Raw genomic sequence first — 18,008 nt, forward strand, 5'->3', positions numbered from 1 at the left:
GAGCGCAGAATGGTCATTGCTGCCAGGGTGATGGAAATATACGGGATGATCACCGAGCAAGCGATGATGAGGAAAGTGACTAAGCCGCCTAGAACCTTGCCTGCGGCGCCGATGCGGAGTGAGACTTGGCGGGACACACGTCCACCACTGGTAAGGTCGCGCCGCGAGACCCATTGTTGGAAGGCCCATGCACCCACGCCAAGTGCAAACAACACCGATGAGGAGGCTGCTGCATCGGAGAAGCTCAACGGGTCGATGGTGACGTCTTGGTAGATGGAGGAGACGAGGACCGTAAAACCGATGGCATTTCCCAAGGTAACCGGGGTGCCAAACTCGCCGGCAGCCTTGATGAAAATGATCAGTGCGCCCAGTGAATAGGGGCCCACGACGGTGGGCAGGATGATGCGACTAATTTGTTGCCACCGGCTGGCGCCTGCGACTTGAGCCATTTCCAGAGAAGATGCGGGAATTGAGCTCAGGCAGTTGCGCAGGATGAGATAGAGGAAGGGGAAAAGCTCGCACGCCATGATGAAAGCCATGCCAGGAACCGAGTAAATGGCGTCATGCGCGAGCTTGCCGACGGTATGCCCGAAGAGCAATTCGGAGACTCCACCACGGCGGGTGAAATCCATCCACGCCATTGCTGCGGCAAAAGGCGGGGTCATGAAAGGAATCATGATTGCGATTTCTATCCAGTTCGCCTTAGAAAAAGACGTCCACGCGCGCAGGAAAGCTAGCGGGGCGGCGAACAGAGTAGAAAAGACCACCACGAGGAAGGAGAGGACGACCGTATTGAGCAGCACCTCTCCCATGCCCGGTTCCACAATTTTGTGGAGAGAGGAAGGCTCATCGCGATACCCCACCACGGCGCTGATGAGCACTGATGCCAACGGTGCAGCGACAAGCACGAGCAGCACGAAGAGTACTGCATAAATGCCGAGAGTGCGCTGAGGGCTGCGAGTAGTGGTGCTCATAAGGTGGGGTTGCTCCGTGGTGAGATAGTAGAGGCTACTTCAGGTAGCGATCAGCGAACTTTTCCTTGATGTCCTTGGAAGAAGAGGCGATGCCATCGAGATCCTCGTTGAGGGTCTCAATCTCCTCCAGCTTCGGGCCGTTCTTCGGGGTGATCTCGGTGTTGGCCGGGATCATGTTCTTGGAAGCAGAAATCTCCTGTGCCTCATCGGAGAACATGAAGTCAACAAAGGCCTCGGCAGCGTCCTTGTTGTCGGTGGTCTTGAGGATCATGACCGGTCGCGGGGTGACGGTAGTGCCGGAGGAGGGGATAACAACCTCAAGGGGCTCGCCCTTGGCCTGAGCGGAGTATGCGGAGTAGTCCACACCACCCATGACGATTCCTCGTGAGCCGGAGGTGACCTGGTCCAGGGCCGGACCGTTAGCGCCCTGGACAATCATGCCGTTGTCGAAGAGCTTGTCGAAGAGTTCCCAGGTCTTGTCCTCGCCCCACTGATCCACCATGGCGGCAATGAGGTCAGCGGCGGTGCCGGACTCGCGCGGATCCGGCATAATGACCTGATCCTTGTACTTTTCGTCAGCGAGGTCCTCCCAGTCCTGCGGGACGGAGTCCACCACGTTGGTGTTGGTTACCAGTGCCAACGCGGAGCCATCGCGGCCGGTGAAGGTGCCGTTCTTTGATACCCAGCTCTCGGTGATCTTGTCAGCACCTTTCGGGGTGTACTCCTCTAGAGCGCCGGCCTTGTCCTGCTTGGAAGCAGCGGACCAAGAAGCCAGGTAGACCACGTCTGCCTGCGGATTAGCCTCTTCAGCCTTGAGCTTAGCGGTGATCTTTCCGGTGGTGTCGGCGAAGACGTTGACCTTGACATCGGTCTTTTCCTCGAAGGCTTCGACGAGGGCGTCGGTAAGGCCCTGCGGGTTCGCGGAGTAGTAATCCAGCTCGCCGGACAGGCCCTCTGGGGCTTCCCAGGCCTCGGCGGTGGTCTCGGCACCGGTGTTGTCAGCGGAGGAGGCGTCGGTGGAGTCAGCGGAATCAACAGAACCGCAGCCAGCCAGAGCTAGGGCGGAAGTAGCGGTGGCAGCGAGGGCGAGAGAAAGCTTCTTGTACAGCATGGAGAATCCTTAAAAGTAGAAAACAAATGAGGTTAGTACGCGAGACGCACCGTCGAACCGCGAGCGACTCGGGAGCGGCTGTACGCCACCCAAGGCTCGTCAGCGCCTTCGACATCGCAGTGCAACTCGTAGCGCCCGCCGATGTACTGAGCAGTGCGGACGGTCCCGTCCACGTGGTGCGGGAAAGACCCGATGTCTTCCTCCGCGCCAAGGACGGTGAGGCTTTCCGGGCGGACGTCGGGAAGCCCGGCGCGGCGGTTCATGGTGCCTACGAAGCCGCCGACGAAGGGAGTGGCGGGGGAATCGTAGAGGGTAACAGGATCGGCGAACTGTTCGATGACACCGTCTTTCATGACGACGACTCGGTCCGACATCGACAGAGCCTCGGACTGATCATGGGTGACGTAGATGACCGTGAGGCCCAGGTCATGGACCAAGGCAGTGAGCTCGGCACGAATCTGGACGCGTAGAGCGGCATCGAGCGCAGAGAGAGGCTCATCCATAAGTAGCAACTGAGGGTTGGACACAAGCGCGCGGGCTATGGCTACGCGCTGCTGCTGGCCACCCGAGAGCTGATTGGGGCGAGCCTGTGCCTTTGGGGTGATGCCGACCATGTCCATGCAGGCGCGCACTCGTTCTGCGCGTTCCGACGAAGACAGCTTGTTACCCGCGGTGGTGAGGGGAAACTCGATGTTCTTCTCCACAGTCATGTGTGGCCACAACGCCAGATCCTGGAACACCATGGACAGGTTGCGCTTATTTACTGGAACGTTCGTGTCTGGGCCGAACACTTTTTTATCGGAGAAGGTAATGGTTCCAGCATCAGGGGTTTCGAGGCCTGCGATGCAGCGCAGAAGCGTGGACTTACCACAACCGGAGGGACCGAGAATGGAGATGAACTCGCCGGTGTTAATGACGAGATCAGTGGCATGGAGACCAGTGTTGTCCGCGAACTCGCGCTTAATGCCGGTAACGACCACGTGGGCCTGGGAGGCAGGTTGTTGGGGCGAGAGTTGAGAAGTCACAGCGAAAAAGGTTAGGGCGGTAAAGTAAGCGGATGGGGGCGTTAAAGTTACGAAGGTTCTAAAGAAACATGAATAATGGGTGACGGACACGCGGTGTTTAAACTGGAGCGCATGCAACGCTGGGTTCTTCACATCGACATGGACGCGTTCTATGCGTCGGTGGAGCAGCTCACCCGCCCCACATTGCGCGGTCGGCCGGTGCTGGTTGGCGGGACGAGCGGACGCGGCGTCGTCGCCGGTGCCTCCTATGAGGCACGTGCCTATGGAGCTCATTCCGCTATGCCCATGTTCCGCGCACAGCAACTCGTGGGCTATAAAGCCGTGGTGGTGCAGCCGCGCCGGGCGGTGTATGTGGCGGCCTCGCGCCGGGTATTTGGAATTATTGCGCAGCACGCTGGGGTCATCGAACAACTCTCCATCGACGAGGCCTTCATGGAACCGGCTGCACTCGTCGGAGCCACGCCCGCCGAAGTCCATGAGTGGTCGGAGAATCTGCGCCGAGTGATTCGAGCCGAGACGGGCCTTCCTAGCTCCATTGGCGCCGGTGCAGGCAAACAAAGCGCGAAGATCGCGTCAGGGGAGGCCAAACCGGACGGGACTTTCATCGTTCCCCAGGAGCGCTTCGATGAGCTCATCCACCCGCTGCCGGTGGGAAAGCTCTGGGGAGCGGGCCCAGTCACCCAGCAGAAGCTCGCCGCCATTGGCGTGGAGACTATCGGTCAGCTGGCGGCGATGAGCCGCAAGGAAGTCGAGATCTCATTGGGCAACGTGGTGGGCGTGCAGCTGTGGGAGCTCGCCCAGGGAATTGATGAGCGCCCGGTTGCCCCACGCGCGATTGCCAAACAAATCTCCACCGAGTTCACCTACCCCACGGACCTGCGCACGGCGGCGGAGGTGGATGCGGCACTAATCCGCGCGGCGCAGGGCGCACATTCCCGCCTGCTCAAGGATGGCCGCGGCGCGCGCACGGTGACGGTGAAGCTGCGGATGGCGGATTTTCACATCGAGTCCCGCTCGGCCACGTTGCCCTATGCCACCGATGACCTGAAAGTCCTTGAGGCTAAGGCCTTGAGCTTGGCGCGCTACCCGGAGGAGCTCGGCCCCATCAGGCTGGTGGGGGTGAGCTACTCGGGCTTGGAGGAAGCCCGCCAAGACGTGTTGTTTCCTGAGCTCGACCGCGCAATTGTGCGCCAGGAACCGGACACGGATTACGAGACTGGCGTCAGCGACCACCTTCCCGGCGCGCCGGAAACGGAAGCGGAGCCCGGAGCAGAGTCGGAATCGCTGGGAGAAGCGGGATCGGATCCGATGCGCCGCTGGCACGCTACCCAGGACGTCTACCACCCCGAGTTTGGCCACGGCTGGATTCAAGGCGCCGGCCACGGGGTGGTCAGCGTGCGCTTTGAAACCCGCGCTACGGGCCCGGGGTTTGTGCGCTCTTTCGGGGCTGAGGATGAAGACCTTCGCCCGGCCGATCCATTGGACTCACTGGCATGGGAAGGGACGCTGCTAGGCGACGCCACCGAGATCGATGACCCCGAGACTGGCACCGCAGGGGCGCAACCGCCACGCGAAGGAGGCTAACCCGCGGTATAGGCCGCGGTGGGCGGTGCTGGGTTAAACATCTCTGCCACCGGTGTGTCGGTAGCAAGTGCCGCGGCGAGCATGATGCGTGCTTGGCCGGCTCGGAATCCACCGGAGGCCACCGCACCCATCTCGCCCAAGGTGGCGCCGCCACCTGCGCCGCCATAGGCCAGCTTGGTAGCTCCGTAGGGCGTGCGGGTGCTAATCACCACGGGCACACCTGCGTGCAGTGCGCGGGCCACCCCGGCGCCCATTTCTTCGCCCATGTTCCCCGAGCCCATGGCTTCGATGATGAGGCCGTGGGCGTGGTTGAGGGAGGCGTCGACAAGCATGGCGCCGGCCCCCGGGTAGGCGGCGATGATCTCAACGGGGTGTTGCGCCATGGGGGAGAGCGGCAACGGCGGCAGAGCGGAGTCTCCCACCGGTAGCTCCTCAAAGCCGTTGAGCTGTGAAGTATGCCACTTGCGCGCGCCGCGTCCGGGAATGGTCTTGCCGCCGAACTGCACCCACACGCCGGGCCTTCCGGAACAGAGGAGCTCATAGGAATCGCGCAGGTTGCGCGGGCCATCGCCGGCCGGGTGGTCGAAGGCACGCTGGGCGCCAGTGAGCACGATGGGTCCCTCACCGAGGTCGAAGAGGGATAACGCCAGCGCGGTTTCCTCCATGGAATCGGTGCCGTGCGTGATGAGGACGCCATCAATCTCCGGGCGAGCGAGTTGTTGGTGAACGCACAACAACAGCTCGTCGAGGTCTGCCAACGTAATCGAGCTGGAATCCAGCGCGCGGAATTCCACCACCTCGATGTCGTGAGGGCTGCCTGCGGCACCTAGGGATGCGGCCAGCTGCTGGCCGCTAACGGTGGGGACGAGGGAGCCGTCACGGACCGTCGTGCACGCGATGGTGCCACCGGTGGCGATGAGTGCAAAAGTCATGCCAGCAGGCTACTACAGGCGCGCACCTGCGCGGGAAACCCAGGGCTGGGTTCGCGGACGCTAAAGTAAAAGGGATAAACCACGATCCCCTACGTGAGGAGTATTTGTGAAATCCTTCAAGCTGAGCGCCGCCGTCCTGGCTTTGGGCGCCGCGACTGCCCTGTCTGCCTGCTCGTCTTCCGAGGACGGTGCGGCCGAGAACAGCACCGCCGCCAAGCCTTCGGGCGAAACCTCCGCCTCGCAGGTTGTCTCCACCGAGATGCCCTCCGTGGAGGAACTCAACGAGATCCTGGCCAAGGCTGCCGATCCGAACCTGCCGCAGGAAGAGAAGGTGCAGCTGGTCCAGGGCAGCGAGACGGCGCCGGAGCTTTTCGACGTCATGTCGCAGTCCCAGGCCGAATCCGGTGCCACCTTCGAGGTCGTGGCCCCGGTCATCCCGGGCCTCGTGCCGGATTCCGCGCTCGCGACCGTCCACATCAATACCCCGGATGGCCAGCAGCAGACCGCCGACCAGGTGGAGTTCATCAACGAGGGTGGCACGTGGAAGCTGTCCCAGACATGGGCCTGTGTCCTCGTCACTAATATCGTCCCGCCGGAAGAGGTCCCGGAGATGTGTGCCGACTCCGTACCGGAAGGCGCTGGCACCGAGGAAGGCGCCGGCATGGAGGACGGCGCTGAGGCGCCTGCCGACGCCCCCGCGGAAGGTGCCGAGGCTCCCGCCCAGTAAAACCGGGTTTTCATACCTTAAGCGCCCGCCACTCACTGGTTCTCATGCCAGCCAGGTGGTGGGCGCTGCCTTGTGTGGAGGCTGCATCGCGGTGATCTCGCGCGGGGAAGGCGGTGCGCAGCGGGCTAGTCGGTGGTGAACTCCATCTCGGTGGCGCTGGTCTGCACCACGCGAAGATCAGAGCCTTCTGCACCATAAGAAATGGCGGTGGTCACGGAGACATCGCCAGCGGTGGGAAGCGGCTTGGTTAGATCAACGGTAACGGAGCCTTCCGAGGTCGACGTGTGGTCCGTAACCTTCAGCTCCTTGCCACGCAGCTCCTCGGGGGCGTCGGCGCCGTCGAAGGATAGTGCGCCCAGGGAAGGCCGCTGCTCAATCTTCACGCTGAGCTCAGCGACATCCCCGTCCAGCTTGTCCAAGGTATAGGTCGTGGTTTGCAACAGCGTGGAATCGCCAGTGACGCGCGATTCCACCACCCACGTCGCACCCGGGCCGATTTCTTCATCAGGGAAGACGATGGGCAGTGAGGTCAGGCTGGTGATGGCGCGCTCGACGGTGCTGCGGGCCTGATCGGTTGCTGCCTGCGGGGCGGCTAGGCGTAGCGAGTTCATCTGGCCCGTATCTGTGCCGCGCCACCCAAACTGGAAGCCTTCGGCGGAGGAGACATCCGCGCCGTCAGCCTCAGGCTTGCCTACGGTGACGAAGGCGTTGCGGCTCGCCGGGAGCTGGCCTTCGACGTTCTCGGTGGCGGCTTCCACCGAGGCCCGCAGCGGAAGAGTGACCTTGTCCTGAGCCTCCGGTGACGGGGCCGAGCTGCCGTCCTTGCGTAGTTGCTGGTCGAAGCCCGTGGCGACCTTGTAGGTCAGCTCCTGAGAAGTATCGAGATCCTGATAAGCCAGGACACGGCCGGCGCCGTCACCGGGCTCCAAGAGGGTAACGCGCGGGGCATCGAGGGCTAGGCCCACTGGCTCCTCGACTGGCTTGGTCGGCTGGGAATAGGAACAGCCGGCGAGCACGCCGCTTACTCCCAGGACGGTGGCGGACAGGACTGCTAGAGCTCTCACACGAAACACGCATTCCAAATTACCGGATGAGCCTGTTTAGAATGGAACAGGTGAAAGCAAGGAGTTATATCGGAGTGATGGTCGCGGTGGTGCTCGGTGTGGCCGCCGTCGACCAAGCCGTGAAGGCACTGATGCTGTCCATCCTCACGGAAGGCGAAGCCCTACCGGTAATCGGTGACTGGTTCCGCTTCTATCTTCTCTTTAACCCCGGCGCCGCCTTCTCCATGGGGGGAGAGGGCTCGACGTGGCTGTTTACCACCATCCAATTGGCCTTCATCGTTGGCGTGGCCATCGCCGCCCCGCGCATTCACGATAAGTGGCAGGCGGTAGGTCTGGCGATGATCGCCGGAGGCGCCCTGGGCAACTTCATCGACCGCCTCGTGCGTGAACCGGGGTTCTGGTTTGGGTACGTGGTGGATTACATCTCCGTGGGCAGCTTCGCTGTTTTCAACATTGCGGATGCAGCCATTACCTGTGGCGTCGTGGTCTTCATTGGCGCGATGTTCTGGGCTGAGATGAAAGAAAAGCCACAAGAGCAGGAAGCGGGGGAAGCCTGATGCGCGAAAGTCGTAGGTTGCCGGTGCCCGAGGGCCTCGATGGCATGCGCGCGGATGCCGCGCTAGCCAAGCTCTTGGGTATTTCGCGGGCCCGGGTGGCCCAGTTATGCGCGGCGGGAGACGTGGAAATCGATGGTGCCGCCGTGGGCAAGTCCGAGCGCTTGAGTGCTGGCGGCTGGATCGATGTCATGATGCCAGCGCCGGAGGAGCCGCTCATCCCCAAAGAAGAGCTGGTGGAGGGCATGGATGTCCTCTACGCGGACGAGGATGTCATCTGCGTGTTCAAACCGGTGGGGGTGGCCGCGCACCCGACTTTGGGCTGGGATGGCCCGACCGTCATCGGCGGGCTGCGGGCGGCGGGCTATGCGCTTGCCGACGCCGGACCTACCGAACGCAAGGGCATCGTCCACCGCCTCGACGTAGGAACCTCAGGCGTCATGGTGGTGGCCGCCAGTGAGCGGGCCTACTCGCAGCTCAAGAACGCCTTCCGCGAGCGCACCGTGAAGAAGACCTATCACGCCGTGGTCCAGGGCCTGCCCGATCCCATTGTGGGCACCATTGACGCGCCTATTGGGCGTCATCCTTCGGCGGGCTGGAAGTTTGGGGTCGTCGATGACGGCAAACCGGCGGTGACGCACTACACGCTGCTCGAGGCCTTCCGAGAGGCCAGCCTCCTCGAAGTTCACTTGGAGACTGGCCGCACGCACCAGATCCGCGTGCACATGTCCGCCACCGGGCATCCCTGCGTGGGCGATCCAATGTATGGCTGCGACCCGAACCTGGCCAAGCGCGTGGGGCTTCACCGCCAGTGGCTGCATGCGGTAGAGCTCGGATTTACCCACCCGGGTACTGGCAAGTGGTTTGAATGCACCGCACCTTATCCCGAGGACCTAAAGCACGCCGTGGAGGTTTTGCGCGGATGAGCCCGCAGCGAAGCACGCGCCAGCGCATCTATCGGCGTCGTCGCGCCGCGGCGTTAGTGCTGCTGGCCGTGGTGGCGTTTCTGGTGATTGTCCTTTTCGGCCTCCTTGGCACGCAGCCGCGCTCGGCGTTGCAGGGAGATCAGTTGGGCCCAGATGGAACCGAGACTGCCGCCGAATACCGCGAGCGCGCAGAGGCCTCGCTAGCGCAGGCGGATAAACCTGCCTATGCGCTGGTGGGCTTTAATAAGCCGCTGAGTCCGCACGACGTCTCTGAGGCCCTGCAACCGATCCAGCGGATGGATGCCATCGTGATCGGATTGGCTGCCCCCATCGCCGTTCCCGAACCCGTCGCAGGAGCCGAGCGCGCCGACGTCATCGATTCGGTGTTTGCCCGCGTGGCTGAGCAAGCCAATGGCCTGGGCGAGGAAGTGCCAGCGAAGGTCGATGCCGTCGTGGTGTATTCCGCGGGGAGTCAACTGCGCGCCCTCGCTAACGATCCGCGGGTCGATACCGTGGAGGTTGCGCCCGCTGACGCCGCATGGGGCTCCTTCGGAGTGCGCCCGCCCGCCAACGCCGGACAGAATGAGAACCGCTAGAACAGCCAAGGAGAAGACATGCGTTTGTTTCCCAACACCTCCGAGTGGTCGCCGAACTACCGCTTTGCCTACCTGTTGATGTGGGCGGGCGCGTTCATCGCCTCTGGGGCCGCCATCGCGCAAGGGATCTGGGGAGCGGACAAGCTCACCTTCGGCATTCTCATCGTGGTGGCCATTTATTGCATCGCCATGGCCATCCTCATGCCGCGGTGGGCGCTCAACGCGCGCGAGGAAGCCGCCCGGCGTGCCCAGGCTCGGGAAGCGCGCGAAGAGCTGAAGCGCCGCTAGTCCCGGCTGGGGGTTGTTTTCTCTGCGGGGTGGAGGCGGGCGCGGCGTCGAGAAGCTCGGCCCATGCGCACCAAGTCCGCCAGGTAAATGATGACCGCTACCCAGATGATGGCGAAGCCGATCCAGCGTTCCGTAGACATGTGCTCTTGGGTGACGAACAGCGCCCACAGCATCTGCATGATGGGGGTCATGTACTGCAGCATGCCGAGCGTAGACAGGCGCAGGTGCTTAGCGCCCTGGGCGAAACACAGTAGCGGCAGGGCGGTGACGAGTCCGGAGGTAATCAGCAGTGCGATGTGCCCGGGGCCTTCGGTAGTGAAGGTGGATTCGCCCTGTGCGTGGAGGTAGCCCAAATATATGAGCGCGAAGGGGAGCATGACCAAGGTTTCCGCGGCCACTGAGCCCATCGAGGAGACCGTGATGCGTTTCTTGAGCAAGCCATAGATTCCGAAACTGAAGGCCAAAGCCAGCGAATAATAGGGGGCCTGGCCGGTCATGAAGGTTAGCCACAACACTGCGATGAACGCGATGCTGACCGACGCCACCTGCGCCTTCGTCAGCTTCTCCTTGAGGAAGATAATGCCGAGGGCCACGGAGACCAGCGGGTTGATGAAATAACCCAGTGCGGCATCGGCCACGTGATCGCTGTTGATGGCGATGACATAGGTGCCCCAGTTGATGGTGATGGCCACGCCGCAGGCGAACATCCACCCCCAGGTGCGCAAGCTGAATGCTTTCAGCTCGCGCCAGCCACCGGTCACCAGCAGCATTGCGGTGACGAGAACGGCGGTCCACACGATGCGGTGGGCCAAAATCTCAAATGGGCTGGCGGGGCGCAGCAGCGGGAAGAACGCTGGGAAGAAGCCCCACATGAGATAGGCAGCAATAGTGTAGAACATTTAAGAAAATGTACCTTAACGAGGACCTACGGGCGAAGTTTGACGTCCCCGCTAAGATGAGCCGCATGGCCAAAAACTCCTCCTTCGTCCATCTGCACAACCACACCGAATTCTCCATGCTGGATGGCATGGCCAAGGTGGACATGTTGGCGGATGAGGTTGTCCGCCAAGGTATGCCTGCGGTTGGTATGACCGACCACGGCAACATGTATGGCTCCAATGCCTTCTATCAACGGATGACCAGCGCCGGTATTAAGCCCATCATCGGCATCGAGGCCTACTTGGCTCCTGAGTCACGTTTCAACAAGAAGCGCGTGCTGTGGGGAACCCCGGATCAGAAACGCGATGACGTGTCCGCCTCCGGCGCTTACCTGCACCAGACCATGCTGGCGGAGAATGAAACCGGCCTACGGAACCTGTTCACGCTTTCCTCCCTGGCTTCCTACGAGGGTCAGTTGGGCAAGTGGCCGCGCATGGACGCGGAGCTTATTGCCGAGCACGCCGAAGGCATCATCGCGACCACCGGCTGCCCCTCCGGCGACGTGCAGACCCGCCTGCGCTTGGGCCAGTTCAACGAGGCTCTCGAGGCCGCTGCCATGTGGCAGGACATCTACGGCAAGGACAACTTCTTCCTGGAGCTCATGGACCATGGGCTGGACATCGAGAAGCGCACGCGCGACGGCCTGCTGGAGATCGGCCGCAAGCTGGACTTGCCGCCGTTGGTGACCAATGACTGCCACTACGTGCTGGAGTCTCAAGCCCCGGCGCACGAGGCCATGCTGTGCGTGCAGACCGGTAAGACGTTCATGGACCCGGATCGCTTCAAGTTCGACGGCACCGGCTACTACATCAAGACTGCTGCGCAGATGCGTGAGCTGTGGGATCACATGGTGCCGGAGGCCTGCGATAACACCCTGTGGATTGCGGAGCGCGTGCAGGATTACGGTGCGATTTGGGAAGAGCACACCCACGATCGCATGCCGATTGCCGACGTCCCCGAGGGCCACACCCCAACCTCCTGGCTGACCCACGAGGTGATGGAAGGACTGAGGGATCGCTTCAACGGTGGGGATGTGCCGCAGGAGTACATCGACCGCGCTGAGTACGAGATCAGCGTCATCGACATGAAGGGCTACCCCTCCTACTTCCTCATCGTGGCCGAGCTCATCAAGCACGCGCGGTCCATCGGTATTCGCGTCGGTCCGGGCCGTGGTTCGGCGGCCGGTGCACTCGTGGCCTACGCGCTGACTATTACTAACATTGACCCCATCGAGCACGGCTTGCTCTTCGAGCGATTCTTGAACCCGGAGCGTCCCTCCGCACCGGATATCGATATCGACTTCGATGATCGCCGCCGCGGCGAGATGATTACCTACGCTGCCGAGCGGTGGGGCGAGGACAAGGTTGCCCAGGTGATCACCTTCGGCACCGTGAAGACCAAGCAGGCCATTAAGGACTCCGCCAAGGTGCACTTTGGCCAGCCCGGCTTCCAGATGGCGGACCGCATTAACGGTGCGCTGCCGCCTGCCATCATGGCCAAGGACATCCCGCTCGCCGGCATCATGGACCCCGAACACGAGCGCTATTCGGAGGCGACCGAGGTCCGGCAGATGATTGAGACCGACCCGGACGTGAAGAAGATCTATGAGACCGCCCGCGGCCTCGAGGGTGTGGTCCGCCAGGCCGGCGTGCACGCTTGTGCGGTGATTATGGCCTCGGTGCGGCTTATGGACCACATCCCGATGTGGAAGCGCCCCGCCGACGGCGCCTACATCACTGGCTGGGACTACCCGGCCTGCGAGGCCATTGGCCTGCTGAAGATGGACTTCTTGGGCCTACGCAACCTCACCGTGATCGGTGATTGTCTGGAAAACATCAAGAAGAACCGCGGCGAGGAGGTCCATCTAGAAGATCTCCATGCCGACGACCCGAATGCCTCAAAGGTCTATGACCTGCTCTCGCGTGGCGATACGCTAGGCGTGTTCCAGCTGGACTCGGGCGGCATGCAGGAGCTGCTCAAGCGTATGAAGCCGACGGGCTTTAAGGATATCGTGGCGTCGCTGGCGCTGTACCGCCCGGGCCCGATGGGTGTGAACGCCCACTGGGATTACGCGGACCGCAAGAATGGGCGCAAGGAGATTACCCCGATCCACCCCGAGTTGGAGGAGCCGCTCAAGGAGATCCTCGATGAGACCTACGGTCTCATCGTGTACCAGGAGCAGATCATGCGTATCTCGCAGAAGGTGGCGAACTACACCGCCGGCGAGGCCGATGGCTTCCGTAAAGCCATGGGTAAGAAGAAGCCGGAAGTCCTGGCCCAGCAGTATGACAAGTTCTGGGGCGGCATGAAGGACAATGGCTACTCCAAGGAAGCCATGGACGCTCTGTGGGGCACCATTGAGCCCTTCGCCTCCTACGCGTTCAACAAGTCCCACGCCGCGGGTTATGGGTTGGTGTCCTTCTGGACGGCCTACCTCAAGGCCTACTACGCACCGGAATATATGGCCGCGCTGCTGACCTCGGTGGGCGACAAGAAGGATAAGTCCGCTATCTACCTGGCCGACTGCCGCCACCTGGGCATCCGCGTGCTCTCCCCGGACGTCAATGAGTCCCAAGAAACCTTCCAGGCCGTGGGCGAGGATATCCGCTTCGGCATGGGCGCTATCCGCAATGTCGGTGGGGAAGTGGTGGATTCCATCGTGAAGACCCGCCGGGAGAAAGGCGCCTTTACGTCCTTCTCCGACTACCTAGACAAGATTGAGTTGGCGGCCTGTTCGAAGCGCGTCACCGAATCCCTCATCAAGGCCGGTGCTTTCGATTCCTTGGAACACCCTCGCAAGGGACTCATGCTCATCCATGAGGACGCCGTGGATTCGGTGCAAACGACCAAGAAAGCAGCCGACAAAGGCCAATTTGACCTCTTCGCTGGCTTCGGCGGTGGTGATGAACAGGGCGACTCTGTCTCCGCCTTCGCCATTGATATCCCGGACGAGAACTGGGATCGCAAACACGAGCTGGCCTTGGAGCGGGAGATGCTCGGCCTGTATGTTTCCGGCCACCCGCTTGATGGCTTTGAAGAAGCCCTGAACGCGCAGACCGATACACCGATTACCAAAATCCTCAACGGTGAAGTCGGAAACGGCCAAGAGCTGGTGATCGGCGGCATTATTTCGGGCGTCGACAGGCGCTTTTCCAAGCGCGATGGTTCGCCCTGGGCCATCGTCAGCATCGAAGACCATAACGGCGCGCAGGTGGATATCCTCGTGTTCAACCAGGTGTACTCGCTGGTGGCCCCGCAGATTGCGGAAGACAACATCATCCTGGCCAAGGTCCAGGTGAAGATTCGCGATGAGCGCATGTCCCTGTTCTGCTCCGATATCCGCGTTCCCGATTTGGGGCCGGGCAACGGCGCCGGCCTGCCTCTGCGCCTGACCATGCGCACGGATCAGTGCACGATGGACAACATTGCGCGGCTCAAGCAAGTCCTGGTCAACAACAAGGGTGAGTCCGACGTGTACCTCACGCTTGTCGACGGCGAAGAGTCCACCATGATGGTCCTCGGAGAGCATCTGCGCGTGGAGCGCTCCAGCAACCTCATGGGCGATCTCAAGGCGACGATGGGCGCCGGCATCCTTGGGTGAGCCCACGTGCTGGGGCCGCGTGCTGAATAAAAGTACAGAACGAAGCGGGGCTGCGCTTCGCCCGTGGGTTACGCTAGACAGCACAGTCTAGTTGAAAGGGGATGTACCTCCTATGGTCAATAAGATCCGCACCACCCACGTCGGCTCACTGCCACGCACCAAGGAGCTGCTGGAGGCTAACCTCGAGCGTTCTGCCGGCACCATCTCCGATGAGAAGTTCCACGAAATTTTGGAGCGCTCGGTCGCAGACGTCGTCAAGCGCCAGGTCGATCTCGGCATCGACATCATTAACGAGGGCGAATACGGCCACATCACCTCTGGCGCCGTGGACTATGGTGCCTGGTGGAACTATTCCTTTACCCGCCTGGGTGGTCTGACCATGACGGACAAGGACCGCTGGGAAATCGGTGACAAGATCCGTTCCGAGCCGGGCAAGATTCGCCTTTCCTCGATGAAGGATCGCCGTGACCGCGCACTGTTCGCCGAGGCTTACAACGATCCGGATTCGGGTATCTTTACCGGCCGCAAGAAGGTCGCTAACCCGGAGTTCACCGGCCCGGTTACGTACATCGGCCAGGAGCAGGTCGAGGCGGACGTGAAGCTGCTTTCCGACGCCCTCCCCGAAGGCACCGAAGGCTTCGTCGCCGCCCTGTCTCCGGGTGCTGCGGCACGTCTGCCCAACAAGTACTACGAGGGTGAGTCCGATCTCGTGCGTGCGTGTGGCGAGGCGCTCAAGGTGGAGTACAAGGCCATTACCGATGCCGGTCTGACAGTCCAGTTCGATGCCCCGGATCTGGCCGAAGCTTGGGACTCGGTGGTCCCGGAACCGACCGTAGAGGACTTCCAGGCGTTCCTGCGCGAGCGCATTGACATCCTCAACGAGTCCATCAAGGATATCCCGCGCGAGCAGACCCGCCTGCACATCTGCTGGGGCTCCTGGCATGGCCCGCACGTGACGGATATTCCTTTCGAGGACATCATTGAAGAGATCCTGCAGGCCAAGGTCGGCGGCTTCTCCTTCGAGGGCGCCTCGCCGCGCCACGCACACGAGTGGCGCGTGTGGCAGGATCACAAGCTGCCGGAGGGCACTGTCATCTACCCGGGCGTGATTTCGCACTCGACAAACGCGGTGGAGCACCCGCGTCTGGTGGCGGATCGCATCATCCGTTTCGCCGAGCTGGTGGGCCCCGAGAATGTCATCGCGTCGACGGACTGCGGTCTCGGCGGACGCCTGCACCACCAGATCGCGTGGGCAAAGCTGGAGTCCCTCGTCGAAGGCGCACAGATCGCCACGGAGGAACTGTTCTAACCCGCCGCTCAAGCTGGGGCGCGCACATGCTTTAGCGCGCGGTCCGTCCGCGGGCGAAATAAAAAGGCGCGAACCACACTTGGTTCGCGCCTTTGAGATCGTGCGGTAGGGATTTATTCCTCAGCCGCGTCAGCCTCTTCCTTCTTCTTGGTGTTATCCCAGTAGAAACCATGACTCTTGAGGAAGGTACGCAGGTCGTTGAGAACAGCCGGGTTGGACTGCGCGACCGCGGCCAGCAGGTTGATGCCTACGGAGAGTAACGCAACTGCGCCACCGATCCAAGCAAAGACCTCCTCGGCCGTGTCATTGGGGCGTGCAGACTGTACCCAGTCCGGCATCTCGTCCCATTCCTTCTCCAGCTCAGCGTCCTTTTCTTCCTGGACGCAGTCTGGCTCTGTTGGCATGCCCGAGGAACCATAACCGTTAAGGATGCCGAGTCCGAGCTCCTGCGGCCCCATGAAGGACGAGCCCGCGGTGTCATCGGCCACCGCGTTTTCGTGCTCTTCGCGCGCCTTGCGCACCGCGTCCGCGCACTCCTCGGAGAGGCCGGAGGTGTTGGTGTGACCGATGTTCATCGAGCTTCCGCCAGTGGAGCTCTGGCCGCTTTTGGGCTGGGCACTACCAGAAGCGTCGTCGGCTGCAGCCAGCGGCGTTACCAGGGCCATCGTCGTGGCGCACACTGCGATCAGGGAAGTTGAAAGGCGCATAATCAGAGGGTTCTCCTTAGGAAGGGATGCGAGGGGATGAGAAAAAGGGGGAGGGCTTGGAGCAAGCCCATCTCAATGTAGCAGCCCTCCCCAGGAGCGCGGTAGGGGCTAGAGGAACTTCTCCAGCTGCTCGCGCAGCGGTGCAGGAGCCAGGCCGAGGACCGTTTCACGGATACCCGGGGCGCGCAGCAGGCCTACGGCAGCGGCTAGGGCGGCGATGACACCGATGACAGAACCAGCGATGATGGCCGCGGTGGACGGGCGGGAGCTCTGGCCGTCCTTGTTCTGGTCGTCCTGGTCCTGCGAGTCATCGCCAGGGTTCTCATCCGGATTCTCGTCCGGCTTCTCCTCGTCGTCCTTGTCACCGGTCAGGAGATCCTTAACGGAGTAGACGGTCGTGGTTCCGGATACCTCGTTGCCGACGATGAGCAGGTACTCGCCGTTGGGGGAGTCCGCCTTGTCGACGAAGGTAAAGCCCTCCGGGCCAAGGTCGCCGGCAGCAGCGGACTCGTCGGTGGAGAAGTCGCGGTTGTTGACGTAGGTAACGAAGGAAGAGTTGGCTGGATCGGTGACGTCGTAGACAAAGATGCCGCCGACGCGCTCCGCGCCGATGAAGGCGTAGGTTCGATCTCCCACGGTGCCGATGGTGAGAGCCTCGGGCTCGGGGCCCTTGTTATCGGAGCGATCATCGAACTCTGCTTCGTCATTGTTGGCGTTGTGGTGGAACACGCCCGGCTCGTTGAGCTTGGCCGTGATCTCTTCGAAGTCACTGCCGGAGTCGAAGACAACGTTGCCCTCAGCGTCGTAGATGCTGAAGGAGCGGGAGCCGAAGGCATAAAGCTCGTCGAAGCAGCCCTTGTCTTCGTTCCAGCCAGAGGCGTTGCTCAGCTTTAGGTTGCCGGCTTCTTTCTTGTCGGCGAGCTTGTCCAGGTCGACGTCGCCCAGCGCACCCTCACAGACCTTGTCCTCCTCGACCAGGTCCTTAAGCTCCACCTCATCGGTGTAGACGCCGGACCCGCCGTCCTTTTCCTTGATACCCCATTCGCGGGCATCGCCCTCATTCGCGGTGGCGAAGTAGGTCTGGCCGCCGGCGGTGAAAGCGCCGATGGAATCCGGCATGGACAGGCCCTTGACCGGGATGGTGCGCAGCTCTGCCTTGTCATCCTTGTTCGAGGGGTCCAGCGGGACCTTCGAGTGATCCGCAATGTGTGCGGGCAGAATCTTTTCTACGGTGGCGGACTCGATGTCAATGACACCGATGGCGTTGGCCTCTTGCAGGGTTACGTAGGCCTTGCCGTCCTGGGAGGTGATGTACTCCGGCTCGAAGTCGATAGAGGGCTTGGAATCGTGGCCGGATGGGCCGAAGACGCGCACGCCCTCCGGTAGAGGCTGACCGTCGAAGGCAGTGAAGTCGGCGATGCGGGCATCCGCCTCGGTCGGGGCAACCACGTCCTTCGGCAGCTTAATTACGGACACGGAACCCTCCGGGTCCGTGACGTAATCGGTTCCGTCGGCGTTGAGCTCGTTCGAGGGCTCGCCCTCATTGGCCAGGAGAGCGTAGCCACCATCGGCGGTGATGTGGACGTTATCCGGCAAAGCGCCCACCATCACGCGACCCAGCTCGGCGGTTGCCAGGTCCTCGGCAGCGGCATTGAAGAACAGTGCCTCGCC

General features: G+C 62.0%; 16 protein-coding genes. 8 read left to right on the plus strand and 8 right to left on the minus strand.

Features of this window, described 5'->3' with window-relative positions; genetic code table 11:
- From RDN59_RS07900 to RDN59_RS07910, 3 genes are all read right to left on the minus strand, one after another.
- Nucleotides 1–974 (minus strand): ABC transporter permease subunit (locus RDN59_RS07900; protein WP_308607357.1); only part of this gene is annotated, 974 nt, incomplete at its 3' end.
- Between the two features lie 34 nt (nt 975–1,008).
- The gene (locus RDN59_RS07905) at nt 1,009–2,085 is read right to left on the minus strand and encodes an ABC transporter substrate-binding protein (RefSeq protein WP_308607358.1); all 1,077 of its coding nucleotides are present in this window, start codon (nt 2,083–2,085) and stop codon (nt 1,009–1,011) included.
- A gap of 32 nt (nt 2,086–2,117) precedes the next feature.
- Nucleotides 2,118–3,110 carry an ABC transporter ATP-binding protein gene (locus tag RDN59_RS07910; protein WP_308607359.1) on the minus strand — a complete coding sequence of 331 codons (993 nt, stop codon included), beginning with the start codon at nt 3,108–3,110 and terminating at the stop codon, nt 2,118–2,120.
- Nucleotides 3,111–3,221: 111 nt separating this feature from the next.
- On the opposite strand from RDN59_RS07910, the gene RDN59_RS07915 reads away from it, so the two are divergent.
- A complete protein-coding gene (locus RDN59_RS07915; protein WP_308607360.1) occupies nt 3,222–4,694 on the plus strand; it encodes a DNA polymerase IV in 1,473 nt (490 codons plus the stop codon).
- On the opposite strand, the gene RDN59_RS07920 is transcribed toward RDN59_RS07915, so the two are convergent.
- Nucleotides 4,691–5,626, minus strand: coding sequence for an asparaginase (locus tag RDN59_RS07920; RefSeq protein WP_308607361.1), 936 nt, complete (start codon nt 5,624–5,626; stop codon nt 4,691–4,693). The genes RDN59_RS07915 and RDN59_RS07920 overlap by 4 nt on opposite strands.
- Nucleotides 5,627–5,732: 106 nt before the next feature.
- On the opposite strand from RDN59_RS07920, the gene RDN59_RS07925 reads away from it, so the two are divergent.
- Nucleotides 5,733–6,353, plus strand: coding sequence for a hypothetical protein (locus RDN59_RS07925; RefSeq protein ID WP_308607362.1), 621 nt, complete (start codon nt 5,733–5,735; stop codon nt 6,351–6,353).
- Between the two features lie 125 nt (nt 6,354–6,478).
- Here the strand turns inward: RDN59_RS07925 and RDN59_RS07930 are convergent, their stop codons facing one another.
- Nucleotides 6,479–7,426, minus strand: coding sequence for a DUF6263 family protein (locus tag RDN59_RS07930; protein ID WP_308607363.1), 948 nt, complete (start codon nt 7,424–7,426; stop codon nt 6,479–6,481).
- Between the two features lie 32 nt (nt 7,427–7,458).
- Between RDN59_RS07930 and lspA the strand changes: the two genes are divergently transcribed.
- The 4 genes from lspA to RDN59_RS07950 are packed head-to-tail and all read left to right on the plus strand — an operon-like array spanning nt 7,459 to nt 9,781.
- Nucleotides 7,459–7,974, plus strand: a complete 516-nt coding sequence (gene lspA, locus RDN59_RS07935) for a signal peptidase II (protein ID WP_308607364.1) — start codon at nt 7,459–7,461, stop codon at nt 7,972–7,974.
- Entirely contained in the window at nt 7,974–8,897 is a 924-nt protein-coding gene (locus RDN59_RS07940) for an RluA family pseudouridine synthase (protein WP_308607365.1), read from the plus strand. The genes lspA and RDN59_RS07940 overlap by 1 nt, the downstream gene beginning before the upstream one ends.
- On the plus strand, nt 8,894–9,493 hold the full coding sequence (locus RDN59_RS07945) for a hypothetical protein (protein WP_308607366.1): 600 nt from the start codon (nt 8,894–8,896) through the stop codon (nt 9,491–9,493). Before RDN59_RS07940 ends, RDN59_RS07945 begins: the two co-directional genes overlap by 4 nt.
- An 18-nt stretch (nt 9,494–9,511) precedes the next feature.
- Nucleotides 9,512–9,781 carry a permease gene (locus tag RDN59_RS07950; protein WP_308607367.1) on the plus strand — a complete coding sequence of 90 codons (270 nt, stop codon included), beginning with the start codon at nt 9,512–9,514 and terminating at the stop codon, nt 9,779–9,781.
- On the opposite strand, the gene rarD is transcribed toward RDN59_RS07950, so the two are convergent.
- Nucleotides 9,778–10,680, minus strand: coding sequence for an EamA family transporter RarD (rarD, locus tag RDN59_RS07955; RefSeq protein ID WP_308607368.1), 903 nt, complete (start codon nt 10,678–10,680; stop codon nt 9,778–9,780). The genes RDN59_RS07950 and rarD overlap by 4 nt on opposite strands.
- 65 nt (nt 10,681–10,745) lie before the next feature.
- Between rarD and dnaE the strand changes: the two genes are divergently transcribed.
- Together dnaE and RDN59_RS07965 are read left to right on the plus strand one after the other, a co-directional pair.
- Complete coding sequence (gene dnaE, locus RDN59_RS07960; protein WP_308607369.1) at nt 10,746–14,321, plus strand: DNA polymerase III subunit alpha; 3,576 nt, start codon at nt 10,746–10,748, stop codon at nt 14,319–14,321.
- Nucleotides 14,322–14,433: 112 nt separating this feature from the next.
- Complete coding sequence (locus tag RDN59_RS07965; RefSeq protein ID WP_308607370.1) at nt 14,434–15,630, plus strand: cobalamin-independent methionine synthase II family protein; 1,197 nt, start codon at nt 14,434–14,436, stop codon at nt 15,628–15,630.
- 113 nt (nt 15,631–15,743) lie between these two features.
- Here RDN59_RS07965 and RDN59_RS07970 read toward each other — a convergent pair whose 3' ends face one another.
- Together RDN59_RS07970 and RDN59_RS07975 are read right to left on the minus strand one after the other, a co-directional pair.
- On the minus strand, nt 15,744–16,337 hold the full coding sequence (locus RDN59_RS07970; protein WP_308607371.1) for a hypothetical protein: 594 nt from the start codon (nt 16,335–16,337) through the stop codon (nt 15,744–15,746).
- Nucleotides 16,338–16,445: 108 nt separating this feature from the next.
- On the minus strand, nt 16,446–18,008 hold a 1,563-nt coding region (locus tag RDN59_RS07975; RefSeq protein WP_308607372.1), incomplete at its 5' end, for a choice-of-anchor I family protein.

Source organism: uncultured Corynebacterium sp. (assembly GCF_902489365.1).
Taxonomy (GTDB): Bacteria; Actinomycetota; Actinomycetes; order Mycobacteriales; family Mycobacteriaceae; genus Corynebacterium.

Excerpts from the sequence above, each read along its gene's own strand:
- RDN59_RS07905 (WP_308607358.1), bottom strand. The coding sequence starts at position 2,085 with ATGCTGTACAAGAAGCTTTCTCTCGCCCTCGCTGCCACCGCTACTTCC.
- RDN59_RS07915 (WP_308607360.1), top strand. The coding sequence starts at position 3,222 with ATGCAACGCTGGGTTCTTCACATCGACATGGACGCGTTCTATGCGTCG.
- RDN59_RS07920 (WP_308607361.1), bottom strand. The coding sequence starts at position 5,626 with ATGACTTTTGCACTCATCGCCACCGGTGGCACCATCGCGTGCACGACG.
- lspA (WP_308607364.1), top strand. The coding sequence starts at position 7,459 with ATGGAACAGGTGAAAGCAAGGAGTTATATCGGAGTGATGGTCGCGGTG.
- RDN59_RS07940 (WP_308607365.1), top strand. The coding sequence starts at position 7,974 with ATGCGCGAAAGTCGTAGGTTGCCGGTGCCCGAGGGCCTCGATGGCATG.
- RDN59_RS07945 (WP_308607366.1), top strand. The coding sequence starts at position 8,894 with ATGAGCCCGCAGCGAAGCACGCGCCAGCGCATCTATCGGCGTCGTCGC.
- RDN59_RS07950 (WP_308607367.1), top strand. The coding sequence starts at position 9,512 with ATGCGTTTGTTTCCCAACACCTCCGAGTGGTCGCCGAACTACCGCTTT.
- rarD (WP_308607368.1), bottom strand. The coding sequence starts at position 10,680 with ATGTTCTACACTATTGCTGCCTATCTCATGTGGGGCTTCTTCCCAGCG.
- dnaE (WP_308607369.1), top strand. The coding sequence starts at position 10,746 with ATGGCCAAAAACTCCTCCTTCGTCCATCTGCACAACCACACCGAATTC.
- RDN59_RS07965 (WP_308607370.1), top strand. The coding sequence starts at position 14,434 with ATGGTCAATAAGATCCGCACCACCCACGTCGGCTCACTGCCACGCACC.
- RDN59_RS07970 (WP_308607371.1), bottom strand. The coding sequence starts at position 16,337 with ATGCGCCTTTCAACTTCCCTGATCGCAGTGTGCGCCACGACGATGGCC.